The organism is Nitrospinota bacterium, from assembly GCA_016235255.1.
In the GTDB taxonomy this organism is placed as follows: Bacteria; Nitrospinota_A; UBA7883; order UBA7883; family JACRLM01; genus JACRLM01.
In genome coordinates this window covers 1-19932 of record JACRLM010000005.1, presented here as the reverse complement: position 1 = coordinate 19932, position 19932 = coordinate 1, and the positions used below count along the sequence as shown (strand labels likewise).

The window sequence follows — 19932 nt, the reverse complement described above, 5'->3', positions numbered from 1 at the left end:
CCGGGGGCATAATCAGCTTCAATGATCGGCCATCGGGCCGGGCATTCCATATCTCATCTCCTGGCTGGCGTCCGGCCCTTGTTTAATACGTTGCAATGGGGGAAAATATGTTCCGTTGGTTTACCCGTCTTGGTCTCGGCAAAAAACTCATGGTCTCCCTTGCCGGGATATTGGGTGTTTTCTACGCTTTTAACATCCTTTTTTCGCTCAACAGGGCCGACGAGCAGGCCACGGAGCAGATGAAGGCCTTCGTGGACGGCATTGCGGAGACCGTCTTAAGCTCCCTGAACACAATGATGATACAGGGGACCATCGGCGAGCGGGAGTCCTTCTTCAAACTTATGAAAAACACCACCGTCGGCCTTGAGGAAATCAGGGTTTTCCGGAGCAAGGCGCTGGCCGAACAGTTTGGCGGGGGAACGGCCGAGGAGCACCCGAAGGACGAGATGGAAAAGCGGGTGCTGGCGACCGGCGTCAAGGAATATGTGGTGGAGGAAACGGATGGACGCAGGATATTCCGGGCCGTGGTCCCGTTCATCATGTCGGAAAACCGTGGTGGCGTGATCAACTGCATGGACTGCCACGAGGGGAAGGCCGGAGTGGTGAACGGCGCGGTGAGCATGACGATATCCATGCAGGCCATAGATCACCGCCGCAACGTGGACGCGGCCTGGATGAGCGGCCTTTTGATCGTGGAGCTTGTGGCGATTATCGGCATGGCGGCCTTTTTTGTGGGCAGGTACATCACCGGTCCGTTGCGTTCGGCCATGGGGAAGCTTATCGAAAGCGCGGAATCCGTGGACAACGCCGCGTCCAACGTGGCGGAGGCCAGCCAGTACATAGCCGAATCGGCCACCAAGCAGGCCGTGGCGCTCGAGCAGACCGCCGCGAGCCTGGAGACGATCTCGGACATGACCGCCCACAACGCGAAGGACGCGGACAACGTGAACAGCCACGTTACGAACATGAAAAGCGAGGCGGAGGACGGCTCTTCGCTGATGAACGCGCTTCTTGTGACGATGGACCGGATAAAGGACCTTTCCGGCGGCTCCCGCAGCCAGGCTGAAAACGGGAGGGGAGACATCGGCGAGATGACCGAGGCGATGAAATCGCTGCTCGTCTCCACCGAAAGGATAAGCAAGATCATAAAGGCGATAGATGAAATAGCGTTCCAGACGAACCTTCTGGCGCTCAATGCCGCCGTGGAGGCGGCCCGGGCCGGAAAGGCGGGCAAGGGATTCGCCGTGGTGGCCGAGGAGGTGCGAAACCTGGCGGGGCGCAGCGCGGACGCCGCCAAGGAGACCTCCACGATCATTGACGAGGTGATAGAGCGGGTCGGCAAGGGGAATAACGCCGCCGTAAAGGCGGGAACCACGCTGGGAAACATAATCGCCAGTGTGCAGAACGTGGCCAAAGGGGTGGAAGACGGCCATCATACGGCGCTGAAAGCCGGGGGCGCGTTGAACGACATCACAAGCAACGTCAACGAGGTGGCCGCGCTGGTGGAAAACATCACCAACGCCTCGCGGGACCAGGCTGTGAACGTGGACCAGGTGAACACCGCCATACGCCACATGGACGACGTCACCCAGCAGAACGCCGCCACGGCGGAGCAGACCGCCGCCGCGTCGCAACAGTTGAAAGACCAGGCCCGGAGTTTTGAAGGGATCGTGCAGGAACTTGTTGTGGTGGTGGAAGGGGCGAAGGGGAAAAACACTCCCGCCAAGCCCGCCCCGCCCGGAGGCGAAAGCAAAACAGATGAGCACGCCTGGCTGGAGGAAAACGTTTAGGGCCGAACCTGCGTGTTCGCACTAATAATTGGGGCCGACACATGGGTCCGCCCCTACAAATACCCCCACTTCTTCATCAGCGATTCGAGTTCCGGGTCCAGCTTCACCCCCTCCGCCACGTCGGAGCGCCATTTGGCGAATGGGATGAGGGTGATGTAAACGCCGTCCGCCGTGGCCCGTTCGTCCACAAGCCGTTCCGTGTCCACCATATAAAAGTTTTCGCGCCCGGCGTTCATCGTCACAGCCTCACCATCGGCGGGCAACGCCACCGGGCCCAGCCGCACAGAGCCCGCCGGGAGATTGCCCCCCTTTTCATCCCGCGCAATTATCGTCACCGGCGCATCTGGTGGCGACACTTCAAAAAACACCCTGGCCACGCTGCCTATGCCGGAAAGGTTCACAGTCCGCGCCGAACCGCCGTTCTCTTTTACTTCCATCTTCAAATTCGGGTTCCCCTCGGCGGGCACGGTGTCCAGAAAAATGAATTTTCCTTTCGTGGAGATATCCAGCGAGACGTTCTTCATTTTGTCCACCCCCCGTGCCACGATTTTGTATATGTGGAGGTGCGCCGGATATTTTTGGGCGAACTCCTCCCGCAGACGCGACATCAGTTTCGGATCGCCGCCGGAAAGGTCATGCGTCTCATGCGGGTCGGCGATGATATTGAACACCTCCTCCCGGATGGAGCGCGGGGCGCCGCCGGGTGTGTCCACAATTCGGGGCATGGCAAGGCCGCGCCGGATGTATTTGAAGCCGCCGGCTGTCAGCATGGACCACACCTGCTCCCCTTCGGCGGTGATCACGCGGTCAATAGATACTTCACCCCCCTTCCCCGTGGCCTGGGGGGCGAAGCTGACGCCGGGCCAGTCAACTTTCGAATCTATCCCGGCAAGCTCCACCATCGAAGGTGCGATGTCTATCAATCCCCTGGGCGCTTTATATACCTTGCCGGCGGGGATTTTTGCCGGATATCGCACTATCAGCGGCACGCGGGACTCTTCCTCATACAACGTATGCGTGTGGGTTGCGGCGAACCACTCGTATTCCCCTTTCGGGTGCGCCTTCACCGCGCCGGGGCGGTATAGCACCACGCCATGGTCGGCGGTGAGGACGATTATGGTGTTGTCGAGCAGCTTCAATTTTTCAAGCGCCGTAATGGACTTGCCGAAATACTCGTCGGCATAGGCCGCCACCCCGCGGAACAACATCGCCTGCGGATTTTGAAACAGTTTCATATCCCGTTTGAATCCCCTCGCAAAGTACTTCAGCGGCGGGCGGAAGGGGCTGTGGGCGGTGTTGAGCGTGAACATCATGAAGAACCGTTTATCGTTATTTTCCTTCACCCACCGTATCATTTCGGCTGTGGAAAAATCGGTGTCATACGGCTCGCGCTGGATGTCTATCGCCTGGTCGAAACCCAGATGCAGCCCGACGCCGCTGCCATCGTACACGAACGGGTTGTTGCCCACGGATATGGTGGTGTATCCGTTCTTGCGGAACTCGTCGGCCAGCGACGGGACGCCGCGTTTGTTGTAAATCGCTTTTTCCTCCCGCCCGAAACTCCACCTGTCGGCAAACCCGAAAGCGGGGGTAAGCTGGCCCGTGAAAATGGAGGCGAACGAGCCGCGAGACCAGTTGCCGTGGGACCTGTTATGGACGAAGTCCGCCCCTTCGGCCGCCAGTCTGTCGAAATTGGGGGTCAGCCCCGCGGCCTCCGGATTGTTCGCGCCGATAAAATCGGGCCGCAGCGTGTCCATCACCGCCACAATCACGTTCGGCTTTTTGTCCGCGTCCGGCGCAAAAATCCGGGGATTGCCGATAAAGCCGTGGGACAAGGCGCCCGCCGAGTCCGCCGAAAATGTCAGGCTCACACTCTTGCCTGCAAACCGGGAAAGATCAATGTTATGCGCATACCACTTGCCATTCCAGAATCCGCTGTCTATCCGGATGAACTTGCGGATGGTGTGATACCAGAAATCTGTCTCGCTGTATGGGAACTCGGGCTCCGGCTTTAGCGTCCCGCCGAAAAGCTCCACCGCGCCGCTTCCCGCTTCCTTGACCGTCACCTTGAAGGTGACAGGGGGCATGGCGCCGCCGTTTAGCCTGCTCATCATGGATGTGGCGAATGAAAGGGACGCGCCTTGGGGAATGAAGACATTGTCAAACGTGACGGATGCTGGCGTGGGCATGTATATGGCGTTGCGCTGTTCAAGGAACATGGCGTGCTTGCCCTGGGTCATGCTCACGGCCATGGTGGCGCGCCTGGCAAGATGGGCGAAAGGATATTCGGCGAAAAAATCTGTCCCCTTCATGGCGCCAAGGCCTATGGGCAGGCTTGGAGCGTCCACCCGGGCGCCGTCCAGATCGAAAATCAGGTCCCGATAAATCGCAAGACCGGGCTTATCGCGCGGGGCGGCGTCCTTTATAATCTCCAGCGGGTCGGCCACCCTGGCCGGATTGGGCAACGCGAAAACGAGAAAGAACGCAAGCCAGAGGAAAAATGCGGCCAGGACCAGCGCCACAGCGGCTTTTGCGAGACTTTTAATAAGCCTCACTCCGCAAAGTCCATCCTGTTGAAAACGTATCCGCCGTAAAACGCGGTCTGGGAGGGGTTCTTCACCTGCGCGCGGAACTTTTCCATCATCATCGAAAGAGCCGCCGGATTTTGCGCCGAAATGTCCCGCGTCTCCTCCGGGTCGTCCCGCTGGTCATAAAGCTCCGTCACCACCCCCTTTTCCGTGGGCATCACGATAATCTTGTATTTGCCGTCGGACACCATCCTGTGTTTTGCCGTGACGGCCAGCGGATGGTACCGCTTTTTTATCACCACTTCCTCCCGCCAGTCGAAGTCTATCTCGCAAAGCTGGGTGATGCCTGGATAATGTATGCGCTGTTTCTGGAAGAAAAACGGCCCCTCGTCCACGTACCAAAGGCCGCTTTCAGAGTACGCCAGCCTGCTTTCCGTTTCTTCTCCGGCCAGCATCGGCGCCAACGATTTGCCAGTGGTGGAAAATTCCGCCGCCCCGGCAAGCTGCGCCAGAGTTGGGGCAAGGTCAATCATCCTGGCCTGCGGCTCCACACGCTTTATCTTGAAATCGTTTCCAGGCGCGTACAATACCAGAGGCACTGTGACGGCGTGGGGGCCGCGCAAATGGTTGCCGTGGCCGATCTCCGCCCGGTATTCGAAGAAGTTCTCGCCATGGTCGCCGGTGATGGCGATCACGGTGTTGTCCGCGTATCCGGCTTCCTTTAGCGCGTCGAGCAGACGGCCGATCTGCGCGTCGGTGGCCAGAAGGCTGCCGTCGAAAAGGTCTTTCACCTGCCGCACGGAGGCGTCCGTCTCCACGTCCGTCTTCATGAGCATGTTCTTTTTCTGGAACCTGTGCGGCCCGTCGTAGGCCGGGTCGGTGAACTTCCTGTAATACGGCCCGGGGGCGGAATAGGGTATGTGTGTGGCCGAATAGAACAGCGCGAGGAAAAACGGTCTGTCCCCGTTGAACGACTTCATGGCGCCGATGGCCCTATCTGTCACCACTTTCGGGTCGCAGTTGTACGCCAGTTCCCTTATGGCGGGGAAAAGCCGGAATCCCACGGCGTTGTTCAAAAACGCCAGCGACGCCGGATGTATCTCCAGGTTTCGCATCCTGACTATCTGGCCGAAGGTTAGGTCCGGGGTGTCCACAGTGTCAAACCCGAAATCTATGCGGGGGAAAATGTCCCCGGCGAAATCGGAGACCACCGCCGTCTGCCACCCCTGTTCGCGCAGCGCCTTGGGGAGCGGCTTTTGCGTCAGCTGGCGTTGCTCCACCGTGGGGAACATGTGCCGCACGCCGTGGGTGGTGGTATATACCCCGGTCATCATGGACACCCAGCTTGGGAACGTGCGTGGCAGGTCCACGATCACATGCGGGAAGAAGGCCCCCTTGCGCGCGATGGAGTCCATCACCGGGGTGGTGTTCCGTCCGTAGCCGTTGATGGAAAGATGGTCCGCCCGGAGCGAATCAAGCGCGATTAGCACAACGTTGCGTTTGGCATTGCGTTGCGCGGGGGCGATGGAGGCGGATGCGGCGTTCCACGCGAAAATCACCACCGCCAGGATCGAGACGGCGGCGGCCCTGGCTTTTTTCGCGAACAGCCATTTAACGGCGTCCATCAGCGGGACCGCGATCAGCATGGCTATAATGGCCATCACAATTATCTGGGCCACGGATGGATCAAGCCACATCGTGGGCCAGAACACGATTTTGGAAAGCAACGGGCGCTTGTCTAAAAACGGACCGTCGAAAAACTGGGGCTGGATGACAAGGAGCTTTAACTGGACGGCGAACCATAAGGCAAGAGGAAGGCCGAACGCCACCACGCGGCCCCCGCCAACCCGCCCGGCCAGACGGCCGGAAAGAAAACCCGCGGCGGCGCCGATAATTGCCGTGGCAAAGAATATGGCCGCCTGATAAAAGATGTTGAACCAGAAATAGTTTGATTCGACGAAGGACTTTATGGTGTTGTCCGTCTCCCCCATCACCTCGAATCCGGAATAGGCGGCAAGTTCCGCCGCGAACCATGCGGAAAAGAAAACCGCCCCCATGACCGCCGATTTTAACGGGGAAACACCCGCCAACCTTCGCGCCATCGCAGCTTCAGTCCTCGAACACCCCGGCAAGCCTGCCAAGGTCGCTTATGTCGATTTTCTTGCCGTCCACCTGGATAAGCCCGTCATCCCGCATTTTTTTCAGGCAGCGCTCCACCACCTCGAAAGATGTGCCGATGATCTCCGCGATGTCTTTCCTTGTCATGCCAAGGGATATGCGGCATCCCTTGCCGCTTTTTTCGCCGATGTCCTGCGCCAGCTTGTAAAGGAAACGGGCCAGCCGCTTGTCCACCGTCTGCACCGCCAGAAAACCGAGGTTGGAGGTAAGCTCGCGCAGCTTGCCCCCCACGCTGGAAATTATTTTAATGGCCACGTCCGGCTCTTTTCGCAGAAGCTCCACGAACACTTTCGCGGGTATGGCGCCTGCCCGGCAGTCCTCCATCGCAACGCAGGTGGCGGGATACGGCTTGCCGTCCACCGCCGCCACCTCCGCCACCAGCGCCCCCGGCCCCATCATTCCGAGGATGGCGTTCTTGCCGCTGGAATATTCTTTCACAAGCTTCACGGCGCCGCTGTCTATGAAATAAACGTTTTCCACCGGGTCGCCTTCGGCGAACAGCCGTTTGCCCTTCGGGAACTGTTTCCACACTGTTTTTCCCGAAAGCCACTCCAGGCAGCTCTTTGGCAACGCCGCGAACAATGCTGACTTGGAGAGATGATCTGGCATAGTATTTATGAACTAAGGCAAATACGGCAAATTATCTGTAAATATCCACTGGCCACACGCGCCGTTATGATTTAAATCATAACCTTATGATTGTAACTCAATTTATCTTTGAGTGTATGATTAATGTTGTGGCGGCATGCCGGCAGGATGCCGGCGCTGCGAGTTGGCGAAGGATGGAGTGATACCGATGGACAAAAGCGCGAAGCTTTTTATTAAAGCGTCTTTATATTACATAGCGGCCGGGGTGTTCCTGGGCGCGCACCTTTCATTTTTCGAGCATGCGCGCGAGCAGCTGCGGTTCGTGCACGTCCATGTGATGCTGCTCGGATTCATGGCGATGATGATATACGGCGTTGCTTACCACATCCTGCCAAGGTTTAACGCACGGCCTGTCCCCTACCCTTCGCTGATACCTGTGCAGTTCTGGATGGCGAACATCGGGCTTTGGGGGATGGCGGCGTTTTACATTCTGGGGGCGTATTGGAGCGAGGGGCCGCTGCGGCTTTTCTTCGGGCTGTTTTCCGCTGTGGAGGCTGGCGCCATACTCATTTTCGTGGTGAACATCCTTGGCGTGTTAAAGGAAGAACCAGAGGCTCAAACGGTGGTGACGCTGGAAGTCCCCCCCGCCCCGCAGGAACCCCCCGCCGAGCCGGTAAAGGTGGCGCCCTCCATGAAAATAGCGGAGATACTCGACAAGTGGCCGCATCTGGAAGAGGTGTTCTTTGCGGAAGGTCTGCACAGCGTGGCCAACCCGGCGGTGCGCGGGACGGTGGCCAGAATGGTGACGCTGGAGATGGCGGCGAAAAAGGCGGGCAGGAGCCTTTTTGAGCTTATCGCCGCGCTGGAAGGAAAAAAACTGGTCTCCGGAAGCGGCGCCCCTGCCGCGCCTGCCCACCCGGAGGGTTTTCTCCCCATGGGCGCCCAGATTAAAAGGGGCGAAATGGCCACATTGAAGACCCAGATAGGAAACCTGCTGGAAGTGTATCCGGAGACGAAAATAATTTTCGAGAAAAATTACGGCGCCGCATGCTTCACCTGCCCCGGGCAGAAGACGGAGACGGTGGAGCAGACCGCCATGATGCACAACATGCCCGGCGAAACGATCCTCGGCGAGATAAACCGGGTGATCAAGGAAGCGGCCGGATAATCCAGGGCTGACACTAAAATCCGTAGGGGCGAACCTGCGTGTTCGCCCCTAATAATTGGGGCTGACACACAGGTCTGCCCCTGCATAATGATTCAAGTGGACGCTTCTTTTATTGCGTTAATACCGCTATGCCTTATAATCTCCACTGTGTCCTTGCGGTATGATTTTCAACATGTTCATTGTGGAGACTTCTTTTGAAGATCAGCGTCGTCATCCCCTGTTATAACGAGGAAAATACCATCCAGACCATCGCCAGAAACGTGATGGCGCTTCCCATATGGAAAGAGCACACCCTTGAACTTATCATCGTGGACGACCATTCGCGGGACGATTCCAAGGGTAAAATCGAGGAGCTTATCAAGGAAGACCCCAGGATCAGGACCGCCAGCCACGACGTCAACCAGGGGAAAGGGGCTGCCCTGCAGACAGGCTTTGACCAGGTGACGGGCGATGTGATCATCATCCAGGACGCGGACATGGAGTATGACCCCCGGGAATATCCGCATCTTCTGGAACCGATACTTTCCGGCAAGGCGGACGTGGTGTTCGGAAGCCGCTTTATCAGCGACAGGCCTCACCGTGTGCTTTTCTTCTGGCACATGATTGCAAACAAGCTGCTCACCCTTCTGTCCAACATGTTCACGAACCTGAACCTCACCGACATGGAGACCTGCTACAAGGTGTTCCGGACCGATGTGATAAGGCGCATCCGCATCGAGGAAAAGCGTTTCGGTTTCGAACCGGAGATCACCGCCAAAATGTCGCGGCTGCGGGTACCGATATACGAAGTTGGCATCTCGTACCACGGCAGGACGTACGAGGAAGGGAAAAAGATCGGGATCAAGGACGCTTTCCGGGCGCTGTACTGCATCGTCAAATACAACCTGCTTTGATGGAAACCGGCGGGAGCGCCATGAAGACCGTACTTGTCACCGGCTGCTCATCGGGCATCGGGCTGTGCGCCGCGCAGATACTTTCAAAGCGTGGCCACAGGGTCTTCGCCACGGCGCGAAAACAGCGCGACGTCGAAAAGCTCGCCTCCATGGGCCTTGAAAGTTTTCCGCTCGACCTGGCGGACAGCGGTTCGATAAAAAACGCCGTGGATACGGTGATGAAAAAATGCGGCGGGGCGCCTTACGCGCTTTTCAACAACGGAGCATACGGCCAGCCCGGCGCCGTGGAGGACCTTACCCGCGCCGCCATCCGCGAACAGTTCGAGACAAACGTTTTCGGGACCATGGAGCTTACCAACCTGGTCATCCCAGCCATGCGCGCCCGGGGCGAAGGGCGGATCGTTATGAACAGCTCCGTGCTCGGCCTTGTGGCGGCGCCCATGCGCGGAGCGTACAACGCCAGCAAGTTCGCGCTGGAAGGTTTTACGGACACGTTAAGGCTGGAGCTTTGGGGAAGCGGCATAAAAGTATCCCTCATCGAACCGGGGCCGATATACACAAATTTCCGGGAAAACTCATACGAGGCGTTCAAGAAACATATCGTCCCGGCGCAAAGCCATCACCGACAGACATACCGGAAAATGGAAGAACGGCTCACCAGCGAAGGGCCGGGAATGAGCGGGACCCTTCCGCCGGAGGCCGTGGTGGAAAAGCTGATACATGCGGTGGAAAGCGGCAGGCCGAAGATTCGCTATTACGTCACGCGGGTGACCTATGGCGCGGCGCTGGCGAAAAGGATTCTGCCGTCCGTGGTGATGGACGAGTTGCTTCGAAGGAGGATATAAGTTCCGCTGCCATAGTTTTTGTATGAAATGCCACATATTAAAACACTTTATTTTCTTTGCGGTTTACATGGCATTGACAAGCGCTTTTGGCGAAACTAAGATGTTTTCTATATTAATTGGCGGTTTTTCATCAATAACCGCCGAAAACTGGTGATCGGCAAAATAAAGGACAGGCACTAATGTTGAAAATAAATGGCGCAATATTTTTTCCAATAATTGCCCTGCTTGTTTTCTCCCCTGGCATCGGCAACGCTGAAAAACCTCTAAAACCGGAAAAGGCCGCCCAGCGCGAGACGATACCGCTGGATGAATCCATATTGGAAAACAAACGCGCTCTGGTCCTGGCGCAGGAGAAGATAATTTTCGAGGAGTACGTCAAGCATAAAGAGTTGGGGACAGCCATCAGCGTGTCCAAAATAGAGGGGCTTGAGTTTGACGCGGGCGATCAGTCCGGCAGGGTCAAAATCAAGCTGACTCCCCTCCCCGGCGCGGCGCTGACAAAATTGACCGAGATATTCAACAAGGACTATTGGGACTCCAAGGGGAAGCCTGTCGTATTCTATAAACTATTCTCCCCGGAGGCCGCGAAGAAAGGGGGAGGGGACGACGACCGCAAGTCCTGCGCGCAGTCGCTTATTTGCATATCAGTGCCCGGATTGCGGGATGATGACGGCAGACAGGTCTTTGCGTACTTGAAGATGGACAACGGCAACCAGAACATAAAGGCCTTCGCCGACGTGATCAACCGGATAATGGTCGAAACACCCGGTTTGCCGGGCAAGTAGGCTCCGTCCGGGGCTTCTTCGCTACCGCCCATTCAGGTGATAGTACGGCGGGAGGGTGTCCAGCCTCGTGTCCTCGATGGGGCCGCCGACGGTGAAGTGATACAGGCTCTGGAAATCAGTCCCGCGCAGCCCCAATAGCTCGTGGAAAGAGTCGTCGAAAAAACAGCCGATGCCAGTCCCCCGCAGTCCCGCCGCCTCCGCCTCCAGGTAAAGGACCTGCCCCACCATCCCCGCCTCCCAGAACATCCTGCGATACCACCACGCCCCCTGTGTCAGGCTTGAGCCAAATTCGGCCAGCATGCCCAGGCTCAACACGCTTTCGGAGGCGATGTCCTGATGGCACGACACCATCTGGGCCATGCGCCGCTCGTCGGAGGCGGCCAGGCGGAACACCGGCAGGTGGGGCGGAGCGTTGTCCGGCCTGATCCAGTCGAACTGCGGGAGCATGGCCGAACGCAGTTTCGGGAACACCCCCTCGCGCCGGAGCAGAGTGTAAATTCCGGGGACTAATCCTTCCACCCTGTGCACGAACATCGCAAGGTGTATCCGTGGGCTCCACGAAAGCGCGTCCCACGGGGGGGCGCCGTAGCGTGGCAGTGTGGCGTCCAGCATGCGGTAGAATACTTCCTCGGGCATCACCGTCTTCCCGTCAAACGCCTGGGCGGAGCGGCGTTTGCGTATCACATCCGCCGCGGGGTCGTCGCACCCGCATTGCTGGACGGCGCCGATGGCCGGGGCGCTCCACGGCGTCTCCACGGTGACCGGCTTGACGCACCCGGTCTCCACCTTGTCCCCCTCCGTCCAGGTGTACTCATGGCCGTAGCTCAATACATTCGCCGCGCCGCTCCAATTCCCCTCCGCCGCGATCTTCGCCAGCGACTCCACCGCTTTAGCGTCCACGCCGCCGATGTTGTTTCCAGCGGTGACAAGCATAAGCCCCACCGGCTCCTCCGGCTCGGCCTGCCCATAGTCTTCCTGCCTGGAAAGCCCGAGCAACATCGCCACATCATTGTCCGCCGGTTCGCACAGAAGATTTGCGCGCCATCCAATGGCCTCGGCGGCGATGCGCACCGCGGCGATGGCGTGCCCCGCGTCCAGTTGGCAATAGCGGTAAGCCCGCAGGCCGTATTTCCATTCCTCCCGCCAGCGGATGGAGGAAAGGCCGTGATGAAACTCCCATCCGGCGCCGAATCTTTAAAACTTTCAGCCGGAGCGCATCGGCGTTCAAGGGCATGCATATACGGGTCGTAATGATATACCCCGGCGGCAAGCCCGGCCATCCCGCCGGTGACGGCGTACCACTCGATGGGGTGCAGGTTGCCGCTGGAGGGATTGCACCGCAACGCCCATTTGCTCTCCCCGAACTTTTTCCATGCGGATATGCCTGCCGACAACTCGAAAAGCGCCGCCAGCCATTTCATTTCAAGGGGGGCGGACGCCGCCTTCTCAATCCCGAACATGGAGGAGTACGGATGACCGGCATGTTTGGCCGCAAGGGGGAGATTGACAATCCGCGCGCCGGTGAAATTGCGGACCGGGTTTGGCTGCGTGTCCCAGTCCAGATGGCCCGGGCCGTCCGCATAGCGAGTGATGCGGTGGCGGCTCAGGTCGTGATATTTTATTACCGCTTCGATGTTGTGCATGGAAAGCAGGTCCATTATAAAAATGATTCAGAACCGCCGCATCGCCTCTTGGCATCAATTATACGACACAGGGGGGCGGGCGGCGGATGTAAAATAGCCCTGTTCCACCCATGCCCGGAAAGGGGATAATATATATGCTCCACCGGGCCAGGGGATATCGTCCATAATAGTTTTTATAACGAGGCGTGACCGGCTGTGAAAGGCAAGTCCATGCGTTTTGCGATTGCTACGGCCATCTTGGCGCTATCCGGCGTCACCGCCATGGCCGGGGAGTTGGACGGGCTGTCGCTGCGGCAGGCGGTGGACTACGCCCTTTCCCACAATCCCCGTTTGAACGCCCAGCGGGCGGACATACGCATAGACGAAAACCAGGTGAACGCGGCCCAGGCCGAAAAGGGGCCGAGGATAGACCTTGGCGCCGCCGCCACGCGAGGCAGGTATTATTCGCCGCTGACCCCCATCAGCATTTTGCCGGGCGAGCCTATGAGCTTTCCCGAATTTAAAAACCCGGTGTATGACGCTGGCGCGTCGTTTAGCCTTCCGTTGTACCGGGGGGGCAGGCTTGAAAGAAACGTCAACGCCGCCATGCTCAAAAAGACCATGTCCGAGGAACTCTACAAGGGGGGTGTGGAGGACGTGATCTTCAACGTCACCAGCGCATATTACAAGATCATGCAGTTGAACAAGCTTGTGGACGCGGCCGAGTCCAACGTGAAAAGGCTCACCGGGCACAAACGCAACGCGGAGCTTTTTTACAAGACCGGTACCGCCGCCAAGCTCGACCTTTTGAAGACGGACGTGCAACTTTCCTCCGCCGTCCAGAGCCTGCTGACGGCGGAGAACGGACTTAAAAGCGCCCACGAGTTTTTAAAGGCCCTTCTTGGGGTGGACGATCCGGGATTGGAGATATCCATCTCCGGTGAAACGGACGGCAATCCCGAATACCCCGCCGGGGATACGGCCGTCACCCTTGCCCTTGAGAACCGGCCGGAGCTTGCCGCCGCGCGCGCCCGGATGAAAATAGCCGAGGAGCGGGTGAGCATGGCCGGGGCGAAACGCCTGCCGAGCCTCACCCTTTCCGCGGATTACGCGGGCCGGGCCGGGGACGCGCTGGCGTTCAATGAAAACTGGAACGCGTCGCTTAAAATGACCCTCCCTTTCTATGACGGCGGGGCCATTAGCGCCGAGACCGCCAAGGAACGCGAAGAACTGGAAAAGGCCCGTGAAGACGAACGGGGGGCGCGCATCAATATCGTCCGTGAGGTGAAGGAAGCGCAATACGCCATAGAGAACGCCGCCAAACGGATGGAGGCGGCCAAATCCGCCGTGGACGCGGCCAGCGAGGCGCAGAGGATAGAAACGTTGAAGTACAACGCCGGGGCGGGAATCTCCGCCGACGTGCTGGACGCGAACGCTTATCTGCTCCGGTCGGAGTCGGACTATCTGCAGGCGCTTTTTGACAGGGACATCGCCGTCGCCGCGCTTCGCCGGGCCATCGGAGGCTCCAACGGAAAGGAAAGCTGACATGGCAAAAAAGATCATAATCGCCGCCGCCGCATTGCTGATTGTAACGTTTGCGGCCTGGTCCTACCTTGCATCGCGCAAATCCCAAAACTCCGGGGCGATGGCCCTTTCGGGCAACGTGGAGGTCTTGGAAATAGACACGGGATTCAAGACCCCCGGACGCGTGGCGGCGCTTATGGCCGACGAGGGGATGAAAGTTGAAAAAGGCGCCGTGATCGCACGGCTGGAAAGCGCGGAGCTGGAAGGGCTTGCCGCCGCCGCCACCGCAGGGATGGAGGAGGCCAAGTTCAGGCTGGCGGAACTTCGCGCGGGCGCCCGGCCACAGGAGCTTGCACAGGCGGAATCGGGTGTGGACTACGCGACAGCCGAACTTGAAAAGGCGCGCAAGGATTATGAACGGTCCAAAACCCTGTTTGACAGCGGGGCCGTTTCCGCCCAGCGGATGGACGAGGCGGAGAAATATCTGGAGCTTGCCGAATCGGGCCATAAACGGGCTGAGGAGGCGTTAAGCCTTGTGAAGGCCGGGGCGCGCAAGGAATCTTTGTCCGCCGCGGAGCGGAGGTTAAAGCAGGCGGAAGCTTCCCTGGCCGTGGCCATGGAAAGGCTAAACGACGCCACGCTTCGCGCCCCCATCGCCGGGGTCATTTTGAAACGATACTCCGAACAGGGGGAGACTGTGGCGGCCGGCTCGCCTGTGTTCCGAATTGGCGACATGGAAAACCCGTGGGTGAAGGTGTATGTGAAGGAAAGCAGGCTTGGCGAGGTGAAGCTTGGGCAGAAGGCGGAAGTGCGGGTGGACACCTATCCGGCCAAGGTCTATGAGGGTACGGTAAAACAGATATCCTCCGAGGCGGAGTTCACGCCGAAGAACATCCAGACGAAAGAAGAGCGGGTGAAGATGGTGTTCGGGATGAAGGTGGCGGTGAAAAACCAGAACGGGGAGCTTAAGCCCGGTATGCCGGCGGACGTGAAAATCCTGACCCATGAGTGACCAACCGGCCATCCTCGCCCGGTCTTTGACGAGGCGGTTTGGCGCCGTGACGGCGGTGGACGGGCTTGGACTGGAAGTGAAAAGCGGCGAGCTTTTCGGCCTTGTGGGCCCGGACGGGGCCGGCAAGACCACCGTGATGCGCCTGCTGGCCGGCATTCTGCGCCCCACATCGGGCGAAGCGTGGGTGGAGGGGCATTCGATCATCCATGAAAGCGAACGGATAAAAGAAAAGATCGGCTACATGTCCCAGCGGTTCGGCCTTTACGAGGACCTGACCGTGATGGAAAACCTTGTCTTCTACGCCGACCTTTACGAGACCCCGCAAAAAGAGCGCCCCGGAAGGATCGAAAGGCTTCTTACCTTTTCAAACCTCGCCCCTTTCACAGACAGGCTCGCTGGCGCCCTCTCCGGCGGGATGAAGCAAAAACTGGGATTGGCATGCGCGCTGATCCACACCCCGAAAGTGCTGCTGCTCGACGAACCGACAAACGGGGTGGACCCCGTATCCCGCCGCGATTTCTGGCGCATCCTGTACGCCATGCTGCGCGAAGGGGTGACCATATTCGTCTCCACCGCGTACCTTGACGAGGCGGAGCGGTTCGGCAGGGTGGGCTTTCTGGACAAGGGAAAACTGCTCGTCACCGACGATCCGAAGGCCATTAAAAACTCCCTGGGCAGGCCCATGTTCGAACTTACCGCAGACAACGCCCGGGCCGCGGCCCAGATCGCCGTCAAGACGCCCGGAGTGGCCGGGGCGAACGTTTATGGACATAAGGCGCACGTTTCAACCGAGTCGCACGAGGTTGCGGAACTTTTGAAAAAAGCTCTGACGGAGGGGGGTGTGCAAATCAAGGATTGGCGGCAGATCACCCCGTCGCTGGAGGACATGTTCATCTCCATGGTGGAGCGTTAGGGAGAACCATGGAAAACGCGGTGGAAGTCATTGGGCTGACAAAGAAGTTCGGCGATTTCACCGCCGTGAACAACATCAGCCTTTCGGTTGGCAAGGGGGAGATTTTCGGCTTCCTCGGCCCGAACGGGGCTGGCAAGTCCACCACCATCAAGATGCTGTGCGGGCTATTGAATCCCACTGCCGGGGCTGGCCGTGTTGGCGGGCTGGACGTGGCCACGCAAAGCGAGGAGATAAAAAAGAACATCGGCTATATGTCCCAGCGGTTCTCACTATATGACGACCTGACGGTGGAGCAGAACATAAACTTCTTCATGGGGATATACAACGTCCCAAAATCCAGGGCCTCCGCGCGCAAACAGATGGCGCTCGAAATGGCCGGGCTTGGCGGGGGCGGAAAAACACTGACCCGGAACCTGCCCGGCGGGATAAAACAGCGGCTCGCCCTCGGCTGCGCCATACTGCATGAGCCTCCCATCATTTTTCTGGACGAGCCGACGTCCGGGGTGGACCCTGTGTCGCGCCGGAATTTCTGGAGCCTGATTTACACAATGGCGGAGGGGGGCGCCACGGTGTTCGTCACCACCCATTACATGGAGGAGGCGGAGTATTGCGGCAGGCTGGCGCTCATATACAGGGGGGGGATCATCGCGGAAGGATCGCCGGAGGAGCTTAAGACAAAATACATGAAACGCCGCGTGATCGAGGTGGAGGTGGACCGGCCCATAGAGGCTATGGAGGCGCTCGAAGAGGCCGGGATGGAGGCGGCGATTTTCGGCAGCATGATCCACCTGACGGTGGACGAGGCGGCGGGAGACGGTGACAATGCGAGGAGTGTGCTCACCGCAAATGGGTTCGCCGTGAAGGGGATCGCAAATATCGCCCCATCGCTGGAGGACGTGTTCGTGTCGTTGATCGAGGTGGCGTGACATGAACATCGCCAGGACCATCGCCGTCGCCCGCAAGGAGTTCATCCAGATAAAGCGCGATCCTATCAGCATGGCGCTGGCGTTCCTGCTGCCGCTGATCCTCCTTTTCATTTTCGGCTACGCCATATCCATGGACATAGACCGCATCACCGTGGCCGTGGCGGACAACGACAAAAGCTCGCAAAGCCGCGGCTTTGTAAACAGCATGACAGCCAGCGGCTATTTTACGAACATCGGGTACACGGACAACGAAAGCCAGCTTGCCTCCCTTGTGGACGCCGGGAAGGCGAAAGTTGGGGTGGTGTTCCCCAACGATTTTTCCAGGAACCTTGTTTCCGGCGTCCCGGCGCCGTTGCAGGTGATCGTGGACGGGGCGGACGCGAACACCGCCACCATAGCAATAGGCTACATGGCGGCGGCGGCGGCGCGGTTCACTTCGGAATCGGCCCCCGGAATACGGCCCGTGATTGAGCCGAGAGTGCGCGTCTGGTACAACGAAGACCTGAAGTCCCGCAACTTCATCGTGCCGGGGCTTATCGCGGTGATCCTGTCGGTGATAGCGGCGCTGCTCACCTCCCTTACCATCGCCCGTGAATGGGAACGCGGGACGATGGAACAGCTTATCTCCACCCCGGTGAAGACCGTGGAGCTTGTCACCGGCAAGATCATCCCCTATTTCGCCATCGGGTTTGTGGACATGGCCTTTTCCGTCGGCGTGGCGGTGTTCCTGTTCAAAACGCCGCTTCGCGGCAGCGTCGTCCTTCTCATGGCGCTCTCATGCGTGTTCCTGTTCGGCCTATTAAGCCTCGGTGCGCTGATATCCATCATCGCCCGCTCACAGCTTCCGGCCAGCCAGTTCTCCCTTGTGGCCACGTTCCTGCCGGCGTTTCTGCTGTCCGGATTCATCATCTCCATAGCCAACATGCCCCTCGTATTGCAATACATCACAAACGTCATCCCGGCCCGGTATTTCGTGGCGATCCTCAAGGGGATATTCTTGAAAGGGAGCGGATTGGCGGACGTGGCCTACGACGCGTTCCTGCTATTGGTCTTCGGGATCGTTGTGTTCACCGCCGCCAACCTCAAGTTCGTCAAGAGGATCGGCTGACAATGTTCGAACGCATACGGATGATGGTGGTAAAGGAGTTCATCCAGGTGTTCCGCGACACACGGATGAAGTTCTTCATCTTCGGCGCCCCCATCCTGCAGACCATCGTTTTCGGATACGCCGTCACCCTGGACGTGAACAACGTGGCCACGGCCGTGTGCGACATGGACAGGTCGTATGAATCCCGTGAACTTGTCCGGCGCATGGAATCGTCCGGTTATTTCCGGATAGTGGACCATGCCGTTTCGCCTGATGGCGCCCAGCGTGTGATGGAAAAGGGGAACGCTACACTGGCGGTGATCGTCCCCTCCGGTTTTTCAAAGGACATAAAAAGGACGGGCGAGCCCGCCACCGTGCAACTGCTGGCCGACGGGACCGACTCCAATTCCGCCACCATAGCCATAGGCTACGCAAGCCTCATCATCAGCGGCTATTCCGCGCAGATGGGGGCGGGCGCGGTGAAAGTCCGCCCGGCGATTGTGGACCTGAAAGTGCGCGCCTGGTACAACCCGGAGCTTCGCAGCCGCAACTATAACGTCCCCGGGGTCATCGCCATAATCGTGATGCTAATAAGCCTGTTGCTCACCTCCATGGCGGTGGTGCGGGAAAAGGAGATCGGCACCATGGAGCAATTGATGGTGACGCCGCTTAAGCCCGTGGAGCTTATTCTGGGCAAGACGATACCCTTTGCCATGATAGGGTTTGCGGACATGTTCTTCGTCACCGCCGTGGCGGTGCACTGGTACCAGATACCGATCAAGGGCTCCATACTGCTGCTGACGTTTTTCACGGCGATATACCTTTTGTCGTCGCTCTCCCTGGGGCTGTTTCTTTCCACCATCGCAAAGACACAGCAGCAGGCGATGATGGCCACGTTCCTGATTTTCGCCCCGGCGGTGCTGCTCTCCGGCTTCATGTTCCCGGTGGTGAACATGCCCGGGCCCGTGCAAATCGCCACGCTGGCCAATCCGCTGCGGCATTTCCTTGTGCTGATAAGGGGGGTGTTCCTCAAGGGGATGGGGCTGGACACATTGTGGCCCAACGCGCTGGCGCTTTTCGCGCTCGGCTGCGTGTTCATGACCCTGGCCACGATGAGATTCAAGAAGAAGCTTGGATGACGGCTGATGCAACCATTATCAGTCGCACATTTATTTTAGTGTTATAATACGGACTGATGAGCAAAAGAGAAAAGCTTGTTGGCAGGTTCAAGAATGAACCGCCTGATTTCACATGGCAGGAGCTTGTCACCATGCTCAAAGGGATGGGATACCGGTTGTCAATCGGGGCTGGATCGCGGCGCAGGTTTGTCCATGGAGATTTCCCTCCGATATGCCTGCATGAGCCGCATCCGTCGAATATTCTAAAACGTTATCAGATTGGGCAAATCAAGGAAGCGCTGGAGGAAAACAATCTCATATGAGGCCACAATCAGCTTCGGACATGATGGAGCGCAAGGGATATTACGGCTCTATCCATATGGACCAGGACAGCGGCGTTTTTTTCGGCAAGGTGGAATTCGTCCGGGCGCTGATCAGCTATGAGGGCAAGAACGCCAGATCTCTGATAAAGGCGTTCCGGGAAGCTGTTGACGATTATCTTGCGCTTTGCGATGAAGAGGGGATAAAGCCTGAAACGCCTTTCAAGGGGAGTTTCAACGTGCGAGTCGGCAGCGAACTGCATCGCAAGGCCGCCCTTGCGGCAAGACGAAAAGGCGTGTCGCTTAACAACTTCGCAAAAAAGGCCTTTCAGATGGTCATAGAAAAGGAATAGGCGCGATGCTTTTCGTGGTGCGGCCAAGCGCACCTAAATTATCTGCGTAACGGACATCATCTTAGAAGGCCATTTTCTTCCACGTGGCTGCCGGCCAAGGCCATATATTCAGCTCCACCTGCATATTGTTTTTATACTTTGCATCACTAGTGTCCCAACGTTAGTCGAACAAAAACAGCTGATTGTCTGAAACCGGCTGAAATCCGTTTGTGACAGTTTCCGCAAGCAGTTGATCCAACGGGGTTTTCTCGAACATTGTGAGGCTCAGAATCTGTAGAATTT

Annotated in this window: 16 protein-coding genes and 1 pseudogene; 13 read left to right on the top strand and 4 right to left on the bottom strand. The window is 58.3% G+C overall.

The window, feature by feature from the left end; translation table 11 throughout:
- Positions 1-107 precede the first annotated feature (107 nt).
- Positions 108-1790: a hypothetical protein gene (locus HZB29_00610; GenBank protein ID MBI5814095.1), complete on the top strand. Its 1683-nt coding sequence runs from the start codon at positions 108-110 to the stop codon at positions 1788-1790.
- Positions 1791-1843: 53 nt separating this feature from the next.
- Here the strand turns inward: HZB29_00610 and HZB29_00605 are convergent, their stop codons facing one another.
- Genes HZB29_00605 through HZB29_00595 form a run of 3 tightly spaced genes read right to left on the bottom strand, consistent with a single transcriptional unit; the run spans position 1844 to position 7027 of the window.
- Complete coding sequence (locus HZB29_00605; protein MBI5814094.1) at positions 1844-4345, bottom strand: sulfatase; 2502 nt, start codon at positions 4343-4345, stop codon at positions 1844-1846.
- A complete protein-coding gene (locus HZB29_00600) occupies positions 4342-6420 on the bottom strand; it encodes a sulfatase (GenBank protein MBI5814093.1) in 2079 nt (692 codons plus the stop codon). Before HZB29_00600 ends, HZB29_00605 begins: the two co-directional genes overlap by 4 nt.
- Positions 6421-6427: 7 nt before the next feature.
- A complete protein-coding gene (locus HZB29_00595; GenBank protein MBI5814092.1) occupies positions 6428-7027 on the bottom strand; it encodes a Crp/Fnr family transcriptional regulator in 600 nt (199 codons plus the stop codon).
- Positions 7028-7292: 265 nt separating this feature from the next.
- On the opposite strand from HZB29_00595, the gene HZB29_00590 reads away from it, so the two are divergent.
- The 4 genes from HZB29_00590 to HZB29_00575 all read left to right on the top strand — a co-directional run bounded on the left by HZB29_00590 (position 7293) and on the right by HZB29_00575 (position 10775).
- A complete protein-coding gene (locus HZB29_00590; GenBank protein MBI5814091.1) occupies positions 7293-8252 on the top strand; it encodes a DUF1858 domain-containing protein in 960 nt (319 codons plus the stop codon).
- A gap of 194 nt (positions 8253-8446) precedes the next feature.
- Positions 8447-9145 carry a glycosyltransferase family 2 protein gene (locus HZB29_00585; GenBank protein MBI5814090.1) on the top strand — a complete coding sequence of 233 codons (699 nt, stop codon included), beginning with the start codon at positions 8447-8449 and terminating at the stop codon, positions 9143-9145.
- Between the two features lie 20 nt (positions 9146-9165).
- Entirely contained in the window at positions 9166-9990 is an 825-nt protein-coding gene (locus tag HZB29_00580) for an SDR family NAD(P)-dependent oxidoreductase (GenBank protein MBI5814089.1), read from the top strand.
- 179 nt (positions 9991-10169) lie between these two features.
- On the top strand, positions 10170-10775 hold the full coding sequence (locus HZB29_00575; protein ID MBI5814088.1) for a hypothetical protein: 606 nt from the start codon (positions 10170-10172) through the stop codon (positions 10773-10775).
- Between the two features lie 21 nt (positions 10776-10796).
- Here the strand turns inward: HZB29_00575 and HZB29_00570 are convergent.
- A pseudogene (locus HZB29_00570) lies at positions 10797-12418 on the bottom strand (SagB/ThcOx family dehydrogenase).
- A 210-nt stretch (positions 12419-12628) separates the two neighbouring features.
- On the opposite strand from HZB29_00570, the gene HZB29_00565 reads away from it, so the two are divergent.
- Genes HZB29_00565 through HZB29_00530 form a run of 8 tightly spaced genes read left to right on the top strand, consistent with a single transcriptional unit; the run spans position 12629 to position 19650 of the window.
- Positions 12629-13942 (top strand): TolC family protein, encoded by a 1314-nt coding sequence (locus tag HZB29_00565; GenBank protein MBI5814087.1) that lies wholly within the window; start codon positions 12629-12631, stop codon positions 13940-13942.
- A gap of 1 nt (position 13943) precedes the next feature.
- The gene (locus tag HZB29_00560) at positions 13944-14933 is read left to right on the top strand and encodes an efflux RND transporter periplasmic adaptor subunit (GenBank protein ID MBI5814086.1); all 990 of its coding nucleotides are present in this window, start codon (positions 13944-13946) and stop codon (positions 14931-14933) included.
- Positions 14926-15846 carry an ABC transporter ATP-binding protein gene (locus tag HZB29_00555; GenBank protein ID MBI5814085.1) on the top strand — a complete coding sequence of 307 codons (921 nt, stop codon included), beginning with the start codon at positions 14926-14928 and terminating at the stop codon, positions 15844-15846. The genes HZB29_00560 and HZB29_00555 overlap by 8 nt, the downstream gene beginning before the upstream one ends.
- Before the next feature lie 8 nt (positions 15847-15854).
- Positions 15855-16772, top strand: a complete 918-nt coding sequence (locus HZB29_00550; GenBank protein MBI5814084.1) for an ABC transporter ATP-binding protein — start codon at positions 15855-15857, stop codon at positions 16770-16772.
- Position 16773: 1 nt separating this feature from the next.
- Complete coding sequence (locus HZB29_00545; GenBank protein ID MBI5814083.1) at positions 16774-17880, top strand: ABC transporter permease; 1107 nt, start codon at positions 16774-16776, stop codon at positions 17878-17880.
- Positions 17881-17882: 2 nt separating this feature from the next.
- Positions 17883-18998, top strand: coding sequence for an ABC transporter permease (locus HZB29_00540; protein MBI5814082.1), 1116 nt, complete (start codon positions 17883-17885; stop codon positions 18996-18998).
- Between the two features lie 56 nt (positions 18999-19054).
- The gene (locus HZB29_00535) at positions 19055-19300 is read left to right on the top strand and encodes a type II toxin-antitoxin system HicA family toxin (protein MBI5814081.1); all 246 of its coding nucleotides are present in this window, start codon (positions 19055-19057) and stop codon (positions 19298-19300) included.
- A 23-nt stretch (positions 19301-19323) separates the two neighbouring features.
- Positions 19324-19650, top strand: a complete 327-nt coding sequence (locus tag HZB29_00530) for a type II toxin-antitoxin system HicB family antitoxin (protein MBI5814080.1) — start codon at positions 19324-19326, stop codon at positions 19648-19650.
- The last annotated feature ends 282 nt before the right edge of the window (positions 19651-19932 follow it).

Bases quoted from the DNA above. Each gene is read 5' to 3' on its own strand.
- HZB29_00530 (MBI5814080.1), top strand. From the start codon at position 19,324: ATGGAGCGCAAGGGATATTACGGCTCTATCCATATGGACCAGGACAGC.
- HZB29_00550 (MBI5814084.1), top strand. From the start codon at position 15,855: ATGGAAAACGCGGTGGAAGTCATTGGGCTGACAAAGAAGTTCGGCGAT.
- HZB29_00580 (MBI5814089.1), top strand. From the start codon at position 9,166: ATGAAGACCGTACTTGTCACCGGCTGCTCATCGGGCATCGGGCTGTGC.
- HZB29_00590 (MBI5814091.1), top strand. From the start codon at position 7,293: ATGGACAAAAGCGCGAAGCTTTTTATTAAAGCGTCTTTATATTACATA.
- HZB29_00535 (MBI5814081.1), top strand. From the start codon at position 19,055: ATGAGCAAAAGAGAAAAGCTTGTTGGCAGGTTCAAGAATGAACCGCCT.
- HZB29_00610 (MBI5814095.1), top strand. From the start codon at position 108: ATGTTCCGTTGGTTTACCCGTCTTGGTCTCGGCAAAAAACTCATGGTC.
- HZB29_00600 (MBI5814093.1), bottom strand. From the start codon at position 6,420: ATGGCGCGAAGGTTGGCGGGTGTTTCCCCGTTAAAATCGGCGGTCATG.
- HZB29_00540 (MBI5814082.1), top strand. From the start codon at position 17,883: ATGTTCGAACGCATACGGATGATGGTGGTAAAGGAGTTCATCCAGGTG.
- HZB29_00575 (MBI5814088.1), top strand. From the start codon at position 10,170: ATGTTGAAAATAAATGGCGCAATATTTTTTCCAATAATTGCCCTGCTT.
- HZB29_00560 (MBI5814086.1), top strand. From the start codon at position 13,944: ATGGCAAAAAAGATCATAATCGCCGCCGCCGCATTGCTGATTGTAACG.
- HZB29_00565 (MBI5814087.1), top strand. From the start codon at position 12,629: ATGCGTTTTGCGATTGCTACGGCCATCTTGGCGCTATCCGGCGTCACC.
- HZB29_00545 (MBI5814083.1), top strand. From the start codon at position 16,774: ATGAACATCGCCAGGACCATCGCCGTCGCCCGCAAGGAGTTCATCCAG.
- HZB29_00555 (MBI5814085.1), top strand. From the start codon at position 14,926: ATGAGTGACCAACCGGCCATCCTCGCCCGGTCTTTGACGAGGCGGTTT.